14 protein-coding genes are annotated in these 17,180 nt (G+C 71.0%); 11 read left to right on the top strand and 3 right to left on the bottom strand.

The window, feature by feature from the left end:
* Positions 1–8: 8 nt before the first annotated feature.
* On the bottom strand, positions 9–614 hold the full coding sequence (locus ACFYYF_RS33655; RefSeq protein ID WP_388781354.1) for a hypothetical protein: 606 nt from the start codon (positions 612–614) through the stop codon (positions 9–11).
* Between the two features lie 440 nt (positions 615–1,054).
* On the opposite strand from ACFYYF_RS33655, the gene ACFYYF_RS33650 reads away from it, so the two are divergent.
* From ACFYYF_RS33650 to ACFYYF_RS33615, 8 genes are all read left to right on the top strand, one after another.
* Positions 1,055–1,906, top strand: coding sequence for a universal stress protein (locus ACFYYF_RS33650; RefSeq protein WP_388781350.1), 852 nt, complete (start codon positions 1,055–1,057; stop codon positions 1,904–1,906).
* On the top strand, positions 1,899–3,422 hold the full coding sequence (locus tag ACFYYF_RS33645) for an AAA family ATPase (protein WP_388781347.1): 1,524 nt from the start codon (positions 1,899–1,901) through the stop codon (positions 3,420–3,422). The genes ACFYYF_RS33650 and ACFYYF_RS33645 overlap by 8 nt, the downstream gene beginning before the upstream one ends.
* A gap of 140 nt (positions 3,423–3,562) precedes the next feature.
* The gene (locus ACFYYF_RS33640; protein WP_388781480.1) at positions 3,563–4,588 is read left to right on the top strand and encodes an alcohol dehydrogenase catalytic domain-containing protein; all 1,026 of its coding nucleotides are present in this window, start codon (positions 3,563–3,565) and stop codon (positions 4,586–4,588) included.
* A gap of 300 nt (positions 4,589–4,888) precedes the next feature.
* Positions 4,889–6,679, top strand: coding sequence for an acetate--CoA ligase (acsA, locus tag ACFYYF_RS33635; protein ID WP_388781344.1), 1,791 nt, complete (start codon positions 4,889–4,891; stop codon positions 6,677–6,679).
* Positions 6,676–7,752 (top strand): pyruvate dehydrogenase (acetyl-transferring) E1 component subunit alpha, encoded by a 1,077-nt coding sequence (gene pdhA / locus ACFYYF_RS33630; protein WP_388781342.1) that lies wholly within the window; start codon positions 6,676–6,678, stop codon positions 7,750–7,752. Before acsA ends, pdhA begins: the two co-directional genes overlap by 4 nt.
* Before the next feature lie 2 nt (positions 7,753–7,754).
* Positions 7,755–8,747 (top strand): alpha-ketoacid dehydrogenase subunit beta, encoded by a 993-nt coding sequence (locus tag ACFYYF_RS33625; protein ID WP_388781339.1) that lies wholly within the window; start codon positions 7,755–7,757, stop codon positions 8,745–8,747.
* A gap of 2 nt (positions 8,748–8,749) precedes the next feature.
* Positions 8,750–10,216 carry a 2-oxo acid dehydrogenase subunit E2 gene (locus ACFYYF_RS33620; RefSeq protein WP_388781336.1) on the top strand — a complete coding sequence of 489 codons (1,467 nt, stop codon included), beginning with the start codon at positions 8,750–8,752 and terminating at the stop codon, positions 10,214–10,216.
* A 2-nt stretch (positions 10,217–10,218) separates the two neighbouring features.
* Complete coding sequence (locus ACFYYF_RS33615; protein WP_388781334.1) at positions 10,219–10,467, top strand: acyl carrier protein; 249 nt, start codon at positions 10,219–10,221, stop codon at positions 10,465–10,467.
* Between the two features lie 602 nt (positions 10,468–11,069).
* On the opposite strand, the gene ACFYYF_RS33610 is transcribed toward ACFYYF_RS33615, so the two are convergent.
* Together ACFYYF_RS33610 and ACFYYF_RS33605 are read right to left on the bottom strand one after the other, a co-directional pair.
* On the bottom strand, positions 11,070–12,266 hold the full coding sequence (locus ACFYYF_RS33610; protein WP_388781477.1) for a homoserine O-acetyltransferase: 1,197 nt from the start codon (positions 12,264–12,266) through the stop codon (positions 11,070–11,072).
* Positions 12,263–13,624 (bottom strand): bifunctional o-acetylhomoserine/o-acetylserine sulfhydrylase, encoded by a 1,362-nt coding sequence (locus ACFYYF_RS33605; RefSeq protein WP_388781331.1) that lies wholly within the window; start codon positions 13,622–13,624, stop codon positions 12,263–12,265. The genes ACFYYF_RS33610 and ACFYYF_RS33605 overlap by 4 nt, the downstream gene beginning before the upstream one ends.
* 1,003 nt (positions 13,625–14,627) lie before the next feature.
* Between ACFYYF_RS33605 and ACFYYF_RS33600 the strand changes: the two genes are divergently transcribed.
* From ACFYYF_RS33600 to ACFYYF_RS33590, 3 genes are read left to right on the top strand one after another with little or no spacing between them, the layout of a single operon-like run.
* Positions 14,628–15,524: a TauD/TfdA dioxygenase family protein gene (locus ACFYYF_RS33600; protein WP_388781328.1), complete on the top strand. Its 897-nt coding sequence runs from the start codon at positions 14,628–14,630 to the stop codon at positions 15,522–15,524.
* Positions 15,521–16,414, top strand: coding sequence for an ABC transporter permease (locus ACFYYF_RS33595; protein ID WP_388781326.1), 894 nt, complete (start codon positions 15,521–15,523; stop codon positions 16,412–16,414). Before ACFYYF_RS33600 ends, ACFYYF_RS33595 begins: the two co-directional genes overlap by 4 nt.
* Positions 16,411–17,142 carry an ABC transporter ATP-binding protein gene (locus ACFYYF_RS33590; protein ID WP_388781323.1) on the top strand — a complete coding sequence of 244 codons (732 nt, stop codon included), beginning with the start codon at positions 16,411–16,413 and terminating at the stop codon, positions 17,140–17,142. The genes ACFYYF_RS33595 and ACFYYF_RS33590 overlap by 4 nt, the downstream gene beginning before the upstream one ends.
* Positions 17,143–17,180: the final 38 nt, after the last annotated feature.

Below are 17,180 nucleotides of genomic sequence, written 5' to 3'. Positions count from 1 at the left end.
GCGTCGGGTCACCGGCGGAATCGCGCTGACCACAGCGGCTCCGCCCGCTCCCATTCGATGCCCCACTGCCTGGACCTGTGCCGGTCAAGCAGCATGCGCGTGCCCGCCCAGACCTCGTAGCCCCCGATGGCCAAGCCGAACGCCACCGCGCCGCCCACCGCCCAACCCGTGGTCCTCGCGTTGAGCGCGCTCGCGGGCGGGCCGGTGACGGTTCCGTTCCGGTCCACCCACACGCGTACGGCGGTGCCCTTGCTCGTCCCCGGCTTCACCTGCACGACCGCCGTCTGTACGACTCCGCCGGCACCGGTCCAGCGGGCCTGTGCCCACTGCTTCGCCCCGTAGGTGTTGCGCTCCACGTCCTCGGCCAGCCGGGCGGTGATCTGGTGTCGCTGCGCCGCCTGGGCACGAGCCGTGCTCATCGACGCCCCGTACGCGGTCATGCCCGCGCCGTATGCCGCCAACGGCAGTCCGACGGCGACAACGACCAGCAGAAGACGCCGGAACCACCACTCGAACACGTCGGAGGTGCGCCTGAGCGGATTCGTCCTCTTGCTCGCGTGTTCGTCGCGCGGCGAGGGCGGACCGGACGTGTACGGCGAGCCTTGAGGGTTCATGGGCCTGCCTCCAGCGGTTGGCTGGTCGCTTTCCCGCACTGCTGCTCTCAGTTTCGGGCACCCGTGGACCCCGGTCATAGGCCGAAGGTCCCTGGTGGACCGGTTTTCGGCCCACGGCGGCGTGGCGTGCGCCGAAGCGAGGACGCTGCACATGGTGCGGACCAGGACGAGGCCGGCTTCCTGCGGCACCCGCCTCGACGCCCGGACCTGCGGAGCACACCCGTCCACGCGGAGGGAAGCCGTCGCGAGGCCGTCGACGCCGCGGACTTCGGTCGACATGCGCGGCGGAGGGGAATGAGGTACTTCTCGAAGGAGGGAACTCGCCGTGCACGGCATGCCGCCTCATCGCCGGCCTCCGTAGCAGGCTCGCCACCGGATTCGTCCGCGTCGCATGACCTGCCGCACGTCATCCACCCGCCTACTCAGCCTCGTAGCTCACCGTGGGCCTCGACGGCTCACCCGAGAGCCTTGCCGCCGCCCGCTGGGCCGCCGAGGAGGCCGAGAAGCGCAGACTCGGCCTGCGCTTGCTGCACGCCTGGCCGATGCTGGCTCCGGAACCGGCCCATGCCGCCGCCGAAGTCGACCAGAACTACTGGGCCAGGCGTCTGGTGCACACCGCACAGGCGGAACTGCGGGCACGCCACCCCGGTCTGACCGTCATCGGCAATCTGGTCCCCGAGGACGCCCAGGACGCCCTGCTCAAGGCGGCCTCCGAGTCCGAGATGCTCGTGCTCGGCTCCAGGGGGATGGAGGCCGTCGAAAGCTATTTCCTGGGCGACGTCAGCATGCCGGTCGTAGCACGGGCCGACCGGCCCGTCGTGCTGGTCCGCGCGGAGCCGGCGGAGGAAGAAGTGCGCTCCACGTCCTCAAGGCGCGTGGTGGTGGCGCTGAAACTGCACGGCTCCGGTCAGGAGTTGCTCGATTTCGCGTTCCGCACGGCGGCGGCCCGGGAGGTTCCACTGCTGGCCGTCCACGGCCGCAGCCTGCCGCTCCACGCGCGCATGCCCTGGGGCGCGGATCACGAGGTCTCCGAGACGATGACCAGGGAGGCGCAGCAGGAGCTGACGAAGGTGCTCCGCCCGTTGCACGCGAAGTACCCACAGGTGCAGGTGTCCGAGAGCATCCGCCTGATGAGCCCGGGCAAGGCCGTCCTTCAGGCCGCCGAGGGCGCCACCCTGCTGGTCGTCGGCCGGCGGACGCACCGTCACGGAATCGCACCGCACCTGGGCCCGGTCGCCCACGCCGCCCTGCATCACGGTCGGTGCCCCGTGGCCGTCGTACCCCATGACTGACGCCGGTCGTTCCGCGGGCCCGCCGCCCCGGGCGGAGGTGTGCGAGACCCACAGCGCCATCGTCTTCTTCGCCGGCGACCGCGCCTACAAGGTCAAGAAGCCCGTGGACCTCGGGTTCCTCGACTACACGACACGGTCGGCACGCAGGGCGGCGTGTGAACGCGAGATCGCCCTCAACCGCCGTTTCGCGCCCGATGTGTACCTGGGCCTGGGTGAGGTCTCGACTCCTGACGCCGACGGGAGCGAGCCGCTCGTGGTGATGCGCCGGATGCCGGCGGACCGACGCCTGTCCCGGCTCGTGCGATCGGGTGCGCCGCTGGACGACGTGCTGCGCGCCGTGGCGCGGCGGCTCGCCGCCTGGCACGCGGAGGCACCCCGAGGCCGGGATGTGGACGACCAGGGCAGGCGGGACGCGCTGGCGGCCCGGTGGGAGGCGAGCTTCGCGCAGGTCCGCGCGTCGGGCGGCGGGGAAGGCGCCGTGCCCGAGGGGGTGCCCGAGGTCGAACGGCTGGTACGCGGCTATCTCGCCGGGCGCGAGCGGTTGTTCGCCTCCCGCATCGCGCAGGGGCGGGTGGTGGACGGCCACGGCGACCTGCTCGCCGAGGACGTCTTCTGCCTCGACGACGGCCCCCGTGTCCTGGACTGTCTCGAGTTCGACGACCACCTGCGGTACGTCGACGGTCTCGACGACGCCGCGTTCCTCGCCATGGACCTCGAACAGCTCGGCGCGCCACAGGCTGCGGCCCACTTCCTGGCGTGCTACGGAGAGTACTCCGGAGACCCCGCGCCCCCGTCACTGTGGCACCACTACGTCGCCTACCGCGCGTTCGTCCGCGCCAAGGTGACGCTCATCCAGGCGGAGCAGGGCACGCCGGGTGCCGAGTCCGCGTCTCGGCATCTGGTCTCCACGACCCTGCGCCATCTGCGCACCGCCGCCGTCGGACTGACACTCGTCGGCGGGCTGCCGGGCAGCGGGAAGTCCACGCTCTCCGGAGCCCTGGCCGACCGGATGGAGGCCACCCTCCTCAGCAGCGACCGCCTCCGCAAGGAACTGGCGGGCATTCCGCCCGAGGAGTCGGCGGCGGCCGCCTACGGCGAAGGTCTCTACACACCCGAGTGGACGGCCCGGACCTACGCCGCCCTGCTCGACCGCGCCGCCGTCCTGCTGTCGTCCGGCGAGTCCGTGGTCCTGGACGCCACCTGGACCTCAACGGAGCTGCGCGCGGCGGCACAGAAGGTGGCCGAGCGCACCAGCGCCGACCTGGTGGCCCTGTACTGCAAAGTGCCGGACGAGGTCTCGGCGATGCGTCTGAGAGCGCGCGCCACCGGGCCGTCGGACGCCGGCCCCGACGTGGCCGCCGTCATGGCGGCAACGGAACCTGCCTGGCCCGAAGCCGTCACCATCGACACCAGCGGGCCCCTGGAATCCGCAGCCTCCCGAGCCCTGGCCACCGTAAGGCCGTGGGGCACGGGTCAGGCGCCGGTCTTCCGCCGGCCCTACATGGAGCCGGACTAGAGATGTGATCACCCCGCCCCGGCCGCGTTCCGTCCGCCGCCCCTGACCCCCGGCGGGTTCCGAGGTGAGGCCACCGACCCGGTTGCCTCGGAGCCGAGCCGGAGCGACCGTGGAACCAGGGGAGCGAGGAAGTGAGCACCGTGCGAGCGCTGGTCTACCACGGACCGGGACAGAACTCCTGGGACACCGTCGCGGACCCCGTGATCGAGGACGCGACCGACGCGATCGTCCGCGTCGACGCCACCACCATCTGCGGCACCGACCTGCGGATCCTGAGGGGTGAGTTCCCGGGGGTCAAACCGGGCACGGTGCTCGGCCATGAGGCCGTCGGCGAGGTCCTGGAGGCGGGCCCCGGCGTGCATCACCTGCGCCCCGGCAACCAGGTGATCGTGTCGGCCGTGTCGGCGTGCGGCCGCTGCCGGGAATGCCGTGACGCCGTGTTCGGACAGTGCACGTCGGGCGGTGGGTGGCTTCTGGGCAACGAGATTCACGGGACGCAGGCCGAGCTGGTACGCGTGCCCTTCGCCGACCACTCCGCCCACCTTCGGCCGCACAACGTCCCGCTCGAAGAAGCGGTCCTGCTCTGCGAGCTCCTGCCGGCCGCCTACGAGGTCGGTGTTCGGAACGGCCATGTGAGCCCGGGGGACACCGTCGTCGTGGTGGGCGCGGGGCCCGTCGGACTCGCTTCGGGCTTCGTCGCACGGCTCTACTCGCCCCGTCGGGTCGTTCTGGTGGACCTCTCCGCCGCACGGCTCGAAACGGCGGCCCGACTCGGGATCGACGCCACGGAACTGCCCGGGACGATGATCGCCGACCTGTCAGAGGGCCCCGGGGCCGACGTCGTCATCGAGGCGTCCGGCGAACCGGACGGCTTCGTCCTGAGCACCCGTGTGGTCCGCACCGGGGGACACATCGCCATCATCGGTGTGCACGGCGGGCCGGCGACGCTGCACCTCGAATCCCTCTGGCGCAAGAACGTGACCATCAGCACCGGCCAGGTCGACACGTCCTCCACGCCGTGGCTGCTGGGGCTCGTGCGTTGCGGCGACCTGCCCGTCTCCGGACTGGTGACCGACACCTTCCCCCTCGACCGGACCGAGGACGCCTACGAGGCGTTCGCCCAGGGCACCACCACCGGTGCCCTCAAGATCCTGGTGCGCCGTTGACACGAGGCCGAACGGCTTCGTGGGCATGGGCCGGTCGGCCGGTCGACGGGGCCCTTGGACCCTACCCGGAGCCGGGGAGCGGCGGTGTGATGGAAGTGAGCCGAGGGTTTCAGGAGGACATGGAGAAGCGGTAGTGAAGCCGCGCACGGGTGATTCGGCCCTTCGAGCGGGCGGCCCTCGGTTCGACGACGCCGTGGACACGACACGTCGGCGCGGCGGACCACACGTTCCGGAGGCGATGTGGCGGTCACGGCCCGGCTCGGGAACCTGGAACGCGGGGCAGTGCCGGGAGGAGCACCGATGCACTGGGAAACCATCTCCAAGGACACCGATCCCGCCGTGCCGCCGAATCTGGCCGACTACGACGTGACGCGCTCGGCCTTCACGTGGTCGCGGGCGCGCGAGGAGCTGGCGGGACTCCCCGGAGGTGGCCTCAACATGGCCTACGAGGCGGTCGACCGGCATGTGGTCTCGGGCGACGCGGACAAGGCCGCCCTGAGATGCGTGGCCCGGGACGACTCCGTCTCCACCGTCACTTACGCAGAACTGGCCGGCCTCACCTCGCGCTTCGCGAACGTCCTGAAGTCCCTCGGCGTCGGCCGCGGGGACAGGGTCTTCACCCTGCTCGGCCGCTGCCCGGGGCTCTACACGACGGTGCTGGGCACGCTGAAGAACGTCAGCGTTCTGTGTCCCTTGTTCTCCGCGTTCGGCCCGGACCCCGTAGAGCAGCGGTTGCGACTCGGGGACGCGCGCGTCCTGGTGACCACCGCCGCCCTCTACCGGCGCAAGGTCGCCGAGCGGAGGGCGGCGCTGCCCGGCCTGGAACACGTCCTGATCGTCGGCCCCGGTGCCGCGGACCTGCCCGGCACCGCGTCTTTCGACGACCTCGTGTCCGCCGCCCCCGACACCTTCACCGTCCCACCGACGTCTGTCGACGACATGGCCCTGCTGCACTTCACCAGCGGCACCACCGGCACCCCCAAAGGCGCCGTGCACGTCCACGAGGCGGTCGTCGCCCACTACGCCACGGCCGCCTATGCACTCGATCTGCACCCGGAGGACGTGTACTGGTGCACCGCCGACCCCGGCTGGGTCACCGGCATGTCGTACGGCGTCATCGCCCCGCTCGTCCACGGTGTGACATCGGTCGTCGACGAGGGCGACTACGACGCCCGCCGTTGGTACCGGATCCTCGGCGAACAACGTGTCACCGTCTGGTACACGGCGCCGACGGCCTTGCGCATGCTCATGCGCGCGACGCCGCGCCAGGGCCCGTACGACATGCCGCACGCGCACGACCTGTCGGCCCTGCGTTTCATCGCCTCCGTCGGCGAGCCTCTCAACCCCGAGGCCGTCGCCTGGGGCCAGGACGTCCTCGGACTGCCCGTGCACGACAACTGGTGGCAGACGGAGACCGGCAGCATCATGATCGCGAACTTCGCCGCCTGTGAGATCAGGCCCGGTTCGATGGGACGGCCGCTGCCGGGCGTCGAGGCGACGGTGCTGGAGCGGGGCGAGGAAGGCCGAGCCCTCGTCACCGACGGCAAGGTGACGGAGGTACGTGAACCCGGCGCCGAGGGCGAGTTGGCGTTGCGGCCGGGATGGCCGTCCATGTTCCGCGGCTATCTGCACGACAAGGAACGTTACGACGCCACGTTCGCGGACGGTTGGTACCTGACCGGTGATCTCGTGCGGCGGGACATCGACGGCTGGTACTGGTTCGTGGGCCGCGCCGACGACGTCATCAAATCGGCGGGGCATCTCGTCGGCCCGTTCGAAGTCGAGAGCGCGCTGATGGAACACCCTCTGGTCGCCGAGGCCGGCGTGATCGGACGGCCGGACCCGGTCGCCGGGAACGTCGTCAAGGCTTTCGTGTCCCTGCGCCCCGAGGCAGAGCCGACTCCGGACCTGGAACGGGAGCTGCTCGGCTTCGGCCGCCGCAAGCTGGGCCCCGCCGTCGCGCCCAGGGAGATCGTGTTCGACCAGAACCTGCCCAAGACCCGCAGCGGCAAGGTGATGCGCCGACTGCTGCGCGCCCGTGAACTCGGCCTGCCCACCGGCGACCTGTCCACGTTGGAGGGATCCGCATGAGCAGCAGCCGCACCACGAAGTCCCCGGTGTCGCGCAAGGCCGCCAGGAAAGCCGGGAAGGCCGGGAAGGCCGGGAAGGCCGGCGAAGCCGAGTCGGGAGCGCTCGCCGGACACCGCATGGATCTGCTGGAGGCGATGCTTCGGATCCGGCGCTTCGAAGAGCGCTGCGTCGAGCTGTACAGCGCCACGAAGATCCGCGGCTTCGTCCACCTGTACATCGGCGAGGAGGCCGTCGCCGTGGGCGTCAACGAGGCGCTGACTCCAGAGGACGCGGTCGTCGCCACCTACCGCGAGCACGGCCATGCCCTGGCCCGCGGTGTCACTGCCGAAGCGGTCATGGCCGAGATGTACGGCAGAACGACCGGGTGCAGCGGTGGCCGGGGCGGGTCCATGCATCTCTTCGACGCGGCCCGGCGCTTCTACGGCGGCAACGCCATCGTGGCCGGCGGACTCCCCCTGGCCGCCGGCCTGGCACTCGCCGACCGCATGCGCGGTCAGAGCCGCGTCACGTGCTGCTTCTTCGGCGACGGGGCCTTCGCCGAGGGAGAGTTCCACGAGACGGCGAATCTCGCGGCCCTCTGGAACCTGCCCCTGCTGCTCGTCTGCGAGAACAACCTCTACGCCATGGGCACGGCCCTGGAGCGGCACCAGGCGCAGACCGACCTGACGATGCGGGCGACCTCGTACGGGATGGCCGGCTGGGCCGTGGACGGCATGGACGTCGAGGCGGTGGAACAGTCCGCGCGACGGGCCGTCGAGGGCATGAGGAACGGAACCGGCCCGCACTTCCTGGAATTGCGCACCTACCGCTTCCGCGCCCACTCGATGTACGACCCCGACCGCTACCGCGACAAGGCGGAGATCGAACAATGGAAGTCCCGTGACCCGATCACCCTGCTGATGGACAGTCTGCGCGAGAGCGGTGCGCCGGTCGACAAGGACGTCGCCCGAATCGAGCGGCGGATCGCCGCCGAGATCGACCACGCCGTCGAAGCCGCCGAACAGGCACCGGAGGAGCCCGTCGAGAGCCTGCTCCGGTATGTCACCAGCGCGACCGCGGAGGCGGTGACCTGACCATGGGCACCAGCACGACGAACGGGAAGACGACCTACCGCGAGGCCCTGCGCGAGGCCTTGCGAGAAGCCCTCGACTCCGACGCGCGCGTGTTCCTCATGGGCGAGGACGTGGGCCGGTACGGAGGCTGCTTCGGTGTGAGCCTCGGGCTCCTGGAGGAGTTCGGCCCCGAACGCGTCCGCGACACCCCGCTGTCGGAGTCGGCGTTCGTGGGCGCCGGGATCGGCGCCGCCCTGGCCGGTATGCGTCCCATCGTCGAGATCATGACGGTCAACTTCAGCCTGCTCGCCCTCGACCAGATCCTCAACAACGCGGCCACCCTGCTGCACATGTCAGGCGGTCAGCTCCCCGTGCCTCTCGTCATCCGCATGACGACGGGCGCCGGACGGCAACTCGCCGCGCAGCACTCGCACAGCTTGGAGGGCTGGTACGCGCACATTCCCGGGATTCGTGTCCTCGCCCCCGCCACCCTTGAGGACGCCCGCCACATGCTGGCTCCCGCACTCGCCGATCCCGACCCGGTACTGATCTTCGAGCACGGCAGCCTCTACAACGTCTCCGGGGAACTCCCGGTGTCCGCCGGAGCGGTGGACCTGGACCACGCGGCCGTCCGCCGCCCCGGCACCGACATCTCACTGATCACCTACGGGGGGTCCCTGGGCAAGACGCTCGCGGCGGCGGACGAGCTGGCCGCCGAGAGCGTCGACGCCGAAGTGATCGACCTGCGCACACTCCGGCCTCTCGACGTCGGCGCAATCACCGCCTCCGTGACCCGCACCCACCGTGCCGTGTGCATCGACGAGGCGTGGCGGACGGGGAGTCTGGCCGCCGAGGTGTCCGCGCGCATCGCCGAGGACGCCTTCTACGAACTCGACGCCCCCGTGGAGCGTGTGTGCAGCGCCGAGGTCCCCATGCCGTACGCCCGGCATCTCGAAGAGGCCGCCCTGCCGCAGACGGCCGACATCGTTGCCGCCGCTCATCGGGCGGTGAACTGACCATGGGCGAACTCACCATGCCCTCCCTCGGCGCCGACATGGACGAGGGCATTCTGCTGGAGTGGCTGGTGCGCCCCGGCGACGCCGTCCGCAAAGGTGATCCCGTGGCCGTGGTCGAGACCGCGAAATCGACGATCGAGGTGGAGTGTTTCGAGACCGGGACCCTGACGGAGATCCTGGTCGAAGCGGGTGCCACCGTGCCGGTGGGCACACCGCTCGCGGTGATCGGACCGGTGGGAGGGAACCGGACGGAGAAGCAGGAGGAGCGGCCTTCTCGCCGCGCGCGAAAGAAGACCGAGACCGCCGGGCCGTCGGCCGCGCCCTCGTCGCCCTCCGTGTCCGCGCCTCGGCATCGACCTCCGCGGCCCGCGCACGTGCCGGGACTCGCTCCCCGGACGTCGGCCGCCCCACTCACCACGAACATGCCGGTCGGCCACGCCGAGGCGGGCCCCCTGGTCCGGCACCTCGCGGAGCACAGTGGCGTCGACCTGGAGACACTGCGCGGGTCCGGCCCCGGAGGACGCCCGACCCGGACCGACGTCGAGAAGGCGGCGGCCGAGCGGACCACCGCTCGACCGTCACGGGTGCGGGCCACCCCCTTCGCCCGGCGGCTCGCCGCCGAACTCGATGTCGATCTGGCCACTGTGAGCGGTTCGGGGAAGGACTCGGCCGTGCTCGCCGCGGATGTACGCCGGGCCGCACCCGGTCCGGCGACACTCACCCCGCCGTCCACCACCGCGCCTCCTCGCGCGGCCGCTCGCGGTCCCCTCGGACGTCCCGCCGCCGGACCGCCGACCGAGGAGCCGGCGACGGCCATGCGCCGGGCGATCGCCGGACTGATGAGCCGCGCCAACCGCGACATCCCCCACTACTACCTCTCCACCACCGCGGACATGGCCACCTCCATGGACTGGCTCCGCGAACACAACCGGCGATCCCCGGTCGGCGAACGGCTCCTGCCCGCGGCCCTGTTGCTCAAGGCCGCGGCACTGGCCGCGCGGGCGGTCCCCGAGCTCAACGGCTTCTGGACGGACGACCGCTTCCAGGCCGGAGAGGGCGTGCAGCTCGGAGTGGCGGTGTCCCTGCGCGGCGGCGGGCTCGTCGCCCCCACCCTGCGCGATGCCGACACTCTCGCGCTCCCTCGGCTGATGGCCGACCTGAAGGAACTGGTCACCCGTGCCCGCACCGGCAGGCTGCGCGGTTCCGAGGTGTCCGGGGCCACGATCACGGTCACGAACCTCGGGGACCAGGGCGTCGAAAGCGTCTTCGGTGTCATCTATCCACCACAGGTGGCTCTGGTCGGTTTCGGACGGGTCGTCGACCGGCCGTGGGCCGTCGAAGGCCTCCTCGGCGTCCGTCCCGTGGTGACGGCGACCCTCTCGGCCGACCACCGGGCGACGGACGGTGCCGTCGGCGCCCGCTACCTCACGGCCGTCACGCGACTACTGCAGAACCCGGAGCAACTGTGAACATGAACCGAACCGAAGCACTCGACCTGGTCAGGGAGTCGATCTCACGAGCGGTCCCCGGCGCGGACGTCGAAGCCCTGCGACCCGACGACGCGTTCCGGGACGCGCTGGAGATGGACTCCCTCGACTTCCTCGGCTTCGTCGAGGTCCTCACCGAGCGGTCCGGCATCCGTATCGAGGACGAGGACGCGTCCATGCTGACCACGCTGTCCGGCAGCGCCGACTTCCTTCTCACCCGCTCTTGCGGATGACGGCCGCGACGAGAGGACGGGGGACCGATCGACGGACAGCGTGCCGGCACGGCGAGGTGCGCCCTCGGCTCCCGCAGTGCGACAGGCGGGGGCGGACCGTCCTCGGCATGTCCAGGCGGTTCGAACCGGTCCTCCGGGTAGGGCACGGCGGCCGTCCGCACCGGCGGTGGCGTCGCCCGACTCACAGCTGTCGGGGAACTCGCCGATCTGATTCGGGCTGCGGACACCGAGGTCGCCGTCGTCCCAGTGGTCCAGTCGAGCCCTGGCACGACCGGCCGGTAGCGGGCCGCCGCCGACGTGATTCCCGGCGAAGCGGTCTCGTCCTCGTGCGTAGCTCGTTCACCGGGACGGACGGGGACGACGGGGCACTCGTTGCGCCACGACGGCCGAGCCGACGGAGCCCACCGAAACCCTCGGATTCCGCTCAGCCCCCGTGAGCCGGGGACGGGCAGTCCGACGTCCTTGCCGGCTTCGGACCACCCTTCCCTCCGTCGTCCGGCCGCGTGCTCGGCCCAGGCGCCCAACCGCCGTCGTCCCAGGCCGTCTCGCCCCGGTCCATGGAAACAGGGCCAGCAGCGCGGAAGCCCACGTCTTCGTCAGCGTCATCCGGTTCGGGGTTTCCTGTCCGACGACAAGGCAGCGCCGTGTCTCGGGGCGACGAGTTCCCCCACCAGCGCGGCGACCTGCTCCACCTCGATGAGGAAGCCGTCGTGTCCGTGGGCGGATTCGATCAGCCGGAGACCGTCCGCCGTGGAGATTCCGGCCGCCAGCTCCGTCTGCTGCGCGGGCGGGTAGAGGCGGTCGGAGCCGACCCCGGCCACGAGGGTGGGGGCGGTCACCCGGCGCAGCGCAGCGCGTACGCCACCGCGGCCCCGGCCGATGTCGTGGCTGTTCATGGCCTCGGACAGTACGACGTAGCTGCCCGCGTCGAAGCGGCTCACCAGCTTGGCCGCGTGATGACCGAGGTAGGACTCGACCTGGTAGCGACCCCCGTTCCAGGGGTCCTCCGCGCCCTGGGGCGCGCGGCCGAAGCGGACGTCCAGTTCGGCCTCGCTGCGGTAGGTGACGTGCGCGATCCGCCGGGCCAGGCCTAGTCCGGTGTGCGGGCCGGGGCCGCCCGTGTCGTGGTAGTGGCCCCCACGCCAGTTCGGATCGGACCTGATGGCGCGGAGCTGGACGTCGGCCCAGGCGATCTGCTCCGCGCTCGCCGCGGCGGTCGTGGCGAGGAGCAGGAGCGCCCCGGTGCGCCCGGGATACGAGACGGCCCATTCGAGCGCCCGCATCCCGCCCATCGAACCGCCGACCACCAAGGCCCAGCGCTCGATGCCGAGTGCGTCGGCCAGACCGGCCTCGGCCGCCACTTGGTCACGCTGTGTCAGAAACGGGAAGTCACCGCCCCAGCGGCGCCCGTCCGGTGTGAGCGAGGACGGTCCGGTGCTCCCCTGGCAGCCGCCGAGGACGTTCGGTGCCACGACGAACCAGCGGTCCGGGTCCAGGGCGCGTCCCGGTCCGACGAGGCCGTCCCACCAGCCGGGGGTGGGGTGTCCCGGTCCGGCCTGCCCCGCGACATGACTGTCCCCGGTGAGGGCGTGCAGCACGAGAACGGCGTTGGAGCCGTCCGGCGCCGGCCGTCCCCAGGTCTCGAACGCCAGCCGTACACCCGGCAGTTCACCGCCCGCCTCCAGCGCGAGCGGCTTCTCACGGGTGTACCACCGGCGATGCCCCGGCGGGTCCCCCTCCCGCCAGGCACCGGTGGCCGGCGGGAGGGAGTCCTGATGGGGCGTCAGTACGGTGTTCAGGACGCTTCCTTGGCCGCGCGGAAGCCTGCCTCCAGGTCCGCCTTGAGGTCGGCGAGGTTCTCGATGCCCACCGAGAGGCGCACCAGACCGGGTGAGGTGCCGGTGGCCGCGAGCTGCTCCTCGTCCAACTGGCTGTGCGTGGTGGACGCCGGGTGGATGATCAGGCTTCGTACGTCACCGATGTTGGCGAGGTGGCTGAACAGCTCCACCGCGTCCACGAACCGTTTGCCCGCCTCGACGCCGTCCCGCAGTTCGAAGGAGACGACGGCACCGGCACCGCGCGGCAGGTACTTCCGCCCCGCCTCGTACCACTCGCTGGACTCGAGCCCCGGGTAGTGGACGGCGGCCACCTCGTCGCGCCGCTCCAGCCACTCGGCAAGAGCCTGGGCGTTCGCCGAGTGCCGCTCGATGCGCAGGCTCAGCGTCTCCACGCCCTGCAGCAGCAGGAAGGCGGAGTGCGGGGAGAGCGCCGGGCCGAGGTCGCGCAGCAACTGCACCCGAAGCTTGACGGCGAAGGCGCCCGGGCCGAGCGCCGGCCAGTACTGGAGGCCGTGGTAACTCGGGTCGGGCTCGGTGAAGTCCGGGAACCGGTCGGCGTGCGCGCCGAAGTCGAAGGTGCCGCCGTCGACGACCACACCCGCGATGGCGGTGCCGTGCCCGCCCAGGAACTTCGTCGCCGAGTGAACGACGATGTCGGCACCGTGCTCAAGAGGCCGCAGCAGATAGGGAGTCGGGACCGTGTTGTCCACGATCAGCGGCACGCCCTCGGCGTGGGCGACGTCCGCGACGGCCCGTACGTCGAGCACGTTGCCACGCGGGTTGCCCAGCGTCTCCGCGAACAGCGCCTTGGTGTTCGGCCGGACCGCCGCCCGCCACGCCTCGACGTCGTCGGGGTCGTCGACGAAGGACACCTCGATGCCCAGCTTGGGCAGCGTGTGGCGGAAGAGGTTGTACGTGCCGCCGTACAGCGACGTGCTGGAGACGATGTGGTCGCCCGAGCTCGCGAGCGTCAGGATGGCCAGGGTCTCCGCCGCCTGCCCGGAGGCCAGCGCGACGGCCGCGACACCGCCCTCCAGCGCGGCGATCCGCTGCTCGAAGACGTCCTGGGTGGGGTTGTGGATACGGGTGTAGATGTTCCCGGGCTCGGCCAGCGAGAACAGGTCGGCCGCGTGCTGGGTGTCCCGGAACACGAACGACGTCGTCTGGTAGATCGGCGTCGCCCGGGCTCCGGTCGTCGGGTCGGGCGCGGCTCCGGCGTGGATCTGCCTGGTCTCGAAGGACCATGCCGAGGTGTCAGGTCCCGCCGGTGCCTCCTCGGGGGTGTGGCCGGCGGTGACGGAGTCGATGGGCTGGCTCATGGTGCTGCTCCCTGTACGGAGGGTGAGATCGGGAAGGTGCGCGGGACCACGGCGCCACGGAGGCGTGCGGGATCCACGGCGCCGCTGACCACTGCCGGCAGGGCGGCAGCGGTCAGCGCTGGGCTGTGAGAAAGGTGCTGGTCAGAAGCCGAAGCGCGATGTCAGCTCGCGGCGGGACAACCGGTGGTGGTGACACGCACGTAATCGACGTGGCGGCGGGTCACGAGCACGGTCATGAGCCCAGGTAACCACACGGGGGCGTCAGGAACCAGCCAGACGATGGGGTTTCATGCGGTGGAGGGCGTGGCGAACGCCTGGCGGAGGGGCCTGGTCCCCGGTCCGGCCGCGTCCCAAGCGGAGAAACGCTCCGTGTCCGCCATGCAAGATCTCTCCCCGAATTTCTTGACCTCCGTGGCGGACGTCTGCTGAACTCCCGTTTCATGAACCGGCGCGTGGATCTCACCCGACGGCGCCACATCGATCTGGCGCACGTCGCCAGTACGTTCTGTTGTCGCTGACGCGGCTGATCGTCCCCGGCAGCCGTCGGCACGCACCGACGGTGCGCGTCTGACAGATGCGGTACCGAACCGCCTGTGCCATGCCGCTGTTCCGCGGGATCGTCGCATCCGACGTCTGAGTGATTGCCTCCATGGCCTCACGTCATGCCTCTCATCGCCGGCTGCGCGCAGCACTGTCCGCGGTGCGAGGCCCGCACGCGAGCCTGGACGGGTGGGCCGGCACGGTCGATCCAGTCGATGAGACGGGTGAGCCACCGGCCCGGACCCGGCCGGTGGAGCGCGCACCTCGAATCCGGCGAACCGGCATCAGCCCTTCAAGCGGCTCACTCCGCCCGGCCGCACGTGCCGTGCGGTCGTCAGCAGCCCGCCCCGCTTCGTGACCGCAACCCTGTCTACGGCCGTTCGGCCGCCAGTCGATGCGCCCCTGCCCCTCCCCGTCCCCCGGCATCCGGTGGCACGCCCACCTCCCCGACAAGGACCTCGTCATGCCTCTGTCCCTCCACAAACTCACCGGCCGTACAGGCGCGGTGGTCGAAGGCGTCGACCTCACGGCGCCACCGACCGACTCCACGCTCACGGCACTCCGTGACGCCCTGAACGAGCACAAGGCGCTCGTCTTCGATCACGTCCGCCTCGACAACTCGGGCCAGGAGCGCGTGGCCGGCTGGTTCGGCGAACTCACCACCGCCCACCCGAACGTGGCGGCCGCCGACGGCACCACGAACGTGCTCGCCGTCGACAGCGAGACGTCCAAGGCCAACGAATGGCACACCGACGTCACCTTCGTGGTCAACCCGCCGCAGGTCACCACGCTGAGGTCCCTGGTGACCACGCCCTACGGCGGCGAGACGCTCATCGCCAACGCCGGTGCCGCCTACCGCGACCTGCCCCGACCGCTGCGCACCCTCGCTGACTCACTGCGCGTCGTGCACACCAACCAGTACGACTACGCCCGCCCCGCGGCCGCCACGGCACAACAGCAGGAATACGACAGGGTCTTCGTCTCGACGCCGTACGAGGCCGAGCACCCGGTGGTCCGTGTCCACCCTCTGACGGGCGAACGCGGCCTGTTCATCGGCGGGTTCGCCAAGCGGATCGTCGGCCTGTCGAACAGCGACTCGGCGGATCTGCTGCGCATCCTCCAGTCGTACGTGACGCGCCCGGAGAACATCCTGCGCTGGACCTGGTCGCCCGGGCAGCTGATCGTCTTCGACAACCGGATCACCCAGCACTACGCGGTCGACAACTACGACGACCACCCCCGCCGCCTGAACCGCGTGACCGTCGCGGGAGAAGTACCGGTCGGCGTCGACGGACGCCGCAGCGAACAACTCGTCGGGGACGCCTCGCACTACACCGGTGTTCTGGCGGTGGCGGCATGACCGACGTCCGCATCCCGGCGCCGGCCGTCCTCAAAGGGCCGGACCCCGCTGCCGACAGCGCGCGGGAACGCGAGGTGTTCCTTCCGCGCGACGCGCGCCGCCGGACGCCGCTCGCGACACTCCGCGAACGCCTGCGCTGGCCGCTGGGCATCTACACGACTCCGGTCGCGATCCTCGTACTCTGGGAGGTGCTCGCCCGGACCGGGGCGGTGACGAAGACCTACGCCCCGGCACCGACCTCCATCGCACGGTCCGCCGTCGACCTGTGGCAGCAGGGCGTGCTCGGCCCCGACGTGGCCGTCTCGTTGCAGCGAGCCGGTATCGGTCTCACGATCGGCCTGTCGGTCGGCATCGTCACCGGAGTGCTGGGCGGACTGCTGCGCAGCGGCGAATACCTGTTCAACGGTGTCGTACAGGTCCTCAACACGATCCCCCTGCTCGCGGTGCTGCCGCTGATGATCGTGTGGTTCGGCATCGACGAGCTCACGAAGGTGCTGCTGATCTCCTTCGGCGCCGGCGTGCCGATGTACCTCAACCTGTTCGCCGCGATCCGCGGCGTCGACCAGCGCCTCATCGAGATGGCACGCACGACCGGCGCGGGCACATGGCGCCTGGTGACGCGCGTGCTGGTGCCCGGATCCCTGCCCGGATTCCTGGTCGGCCTTCGCTTCTCCCTCGCCTACAGCGTCCTCGGCCTCGTTGCCGCGGAGACGGTCAACGCCGACAAGGGACTCGGCTTTCTCATCACGCAGGGACAGACCTATCTCCAGACCAATCAGGTCTTCGTGGGGCTGGTGATCTATTCGCTCCTCGGCCTGCTGGCCGACCAGTTCGTCCGGGCTCTCGAACGGGTGCTGCTGCGGTGGCGCCCGAGTTATGAGGCGTCATGAGCAGCACAGTCGCGACCGAACTCCGCCGGCAGACCGGTGTCGTCGTGGAGCAGGTCGTCCGGCGGTTCGGTGACCGGGTCGTGCTCGACCGGCTCGACCTCACCATCGACGACGGGGAGCTGGTGATCCTCCTCGGACCCTCGGGCTGCGGGAAGAGCACCCTCCTCAGGCTCCTCGCCGGCCTGGACCGGCCCGAGGGAGGACGCGTGGAGGTCCCGGCGAAGCGCGCGATCGTCTTCCAGGCCGACCGGCTCCTGCCGTGGCAGCGCGTCCTGCGCAACGTCGCACTCGGCCTGCACGGGCCCGACGCGGACCGGCGGGCCCGCGACGTCCTCGCCGAGGTCGGACTCGCGGGGCGCGAGAAGGCATGGCCCAAGGAGCTCTCCGGCGGCGAGGCCCAGCGGGTCTCGCTGGCCAGGGCATTGGTGTCGGAGCCCGAACTCGTCCTGCTCGACGAGCCGTTCGCCGCCCTCGACGCCATCACGCGGCTGCGCATGCACGACCTCGTGCGCGCACTGCGCACCAAGCACCAGGCCGCCATGCTCCTCGTCACCCATGACATCGACGAGGCGATCGCCCTGGCGGACCGCATCCTCGTCATGAGCAACGGCGGCATCGGCGCCGGACACACCGTCCACCTCTCCGCCGCGGACCGCGAAGCGAGCGTCGCGCGCGAGGAACTCCGGGCACGGCTCCTGGAAGACCTCGGCCTCGCCGGGCAGCACTGACCCCCGGCAGCCCCCCAACACCCGTACCCAGTACAGAA

It is taken from the genome of Streptomyces sp. NPDC001914 (assembly GCF_042891215.1).
Lineage (GTDB): Bacteria > Actinomycetota > Actinomycetes > Streptomycetales > Streptomycetaceae > Streptomyces.
The sequence above is the reverse complement of the archived record's forward strand: the minus strand, read 5'-3'. Positions and strand labels throughout refer to the sequence as shown.

Bases quoted from the DNA above. Each gene is read 5' to 3' on its own strand.
- ACFYYF_RS33655 (WP_388781354.1), bottom strand. From the start codon at position 614: ATGAACCCTCAAGGCTCGCCGTACACGTCCGGTCCGCCCTCGCCGCGC.
- ACFYYF_RS33645 (WP_388781347.1), top strand. From the start codon at position 1,899: ATGACTGACGCCGGTCGTTCCGCGGGCCCGCCGCCCCGGGCGGAGGTG.
- acsA (WP_388781344.1), top strand. From the start codon at position 4,889: ATGCACTGGGAAACCATCTCCAAGGACACCGATCCCGCCGTGCCGCCG.
- pdhA (WP_388781342.1), top strand. From the start codon at position 6,676: ATGAGCAGCAGCCGCACCACGAAGTCCCCGGTGTCGCGCAAGGCCGCC.
- ACFYYF_RS33625 (WP_388781339.1), top strand. From the start codon at position 7,755: ATGGGCACCAGCACGACGAACGGGAAGACGACCTACCGCGAGGCCCTG.
- ACFYYF_RS33620 (WP_388781336.1), top strand. From the start codon at position 8,750: ATGGGCGAACTCACCATGCCCTCCCTCGGCGCCGACATGGACGAGGGC.
- ACFYYF_RS33615 (WP_388781334.1), top strand. From the start codon at position 10,219: ATGAACCGAACCGAAGCACTCGACCTGGTCAGGGAGTCGATCTCACGA.
- ACFYYF_RS33605 (WP_388781331.1), bottom strand. From the start codon at position 13,624: ATGAGCCAGCCCATCGACTCCGTCACCGCCGGCCACACCCCCGAGGAG.
- ACFYYF_RS33600 (WP_388781328.1), top strand. From the start codon at position 14,628: ATGCCTCTGTCCCTCCACAAACTCACCGGCCGTACAGGCGCGGTGGTC.
- ACFYYF_RS33595 (WP_388781326.1), top strand. From the start codon at position 15,521: ATGACCGACGTCCGCATCCCGGCGCCGGCCGTCCTCAAAGGGCCGGAC.
- ACFYYF_RS33590 (WP_388781323.1), top strand. From the start codon at position 16,411: ATGAGCAGCACAGTCGCGACCGAACTCCGCCGGCAGACCGGTGTCGTC.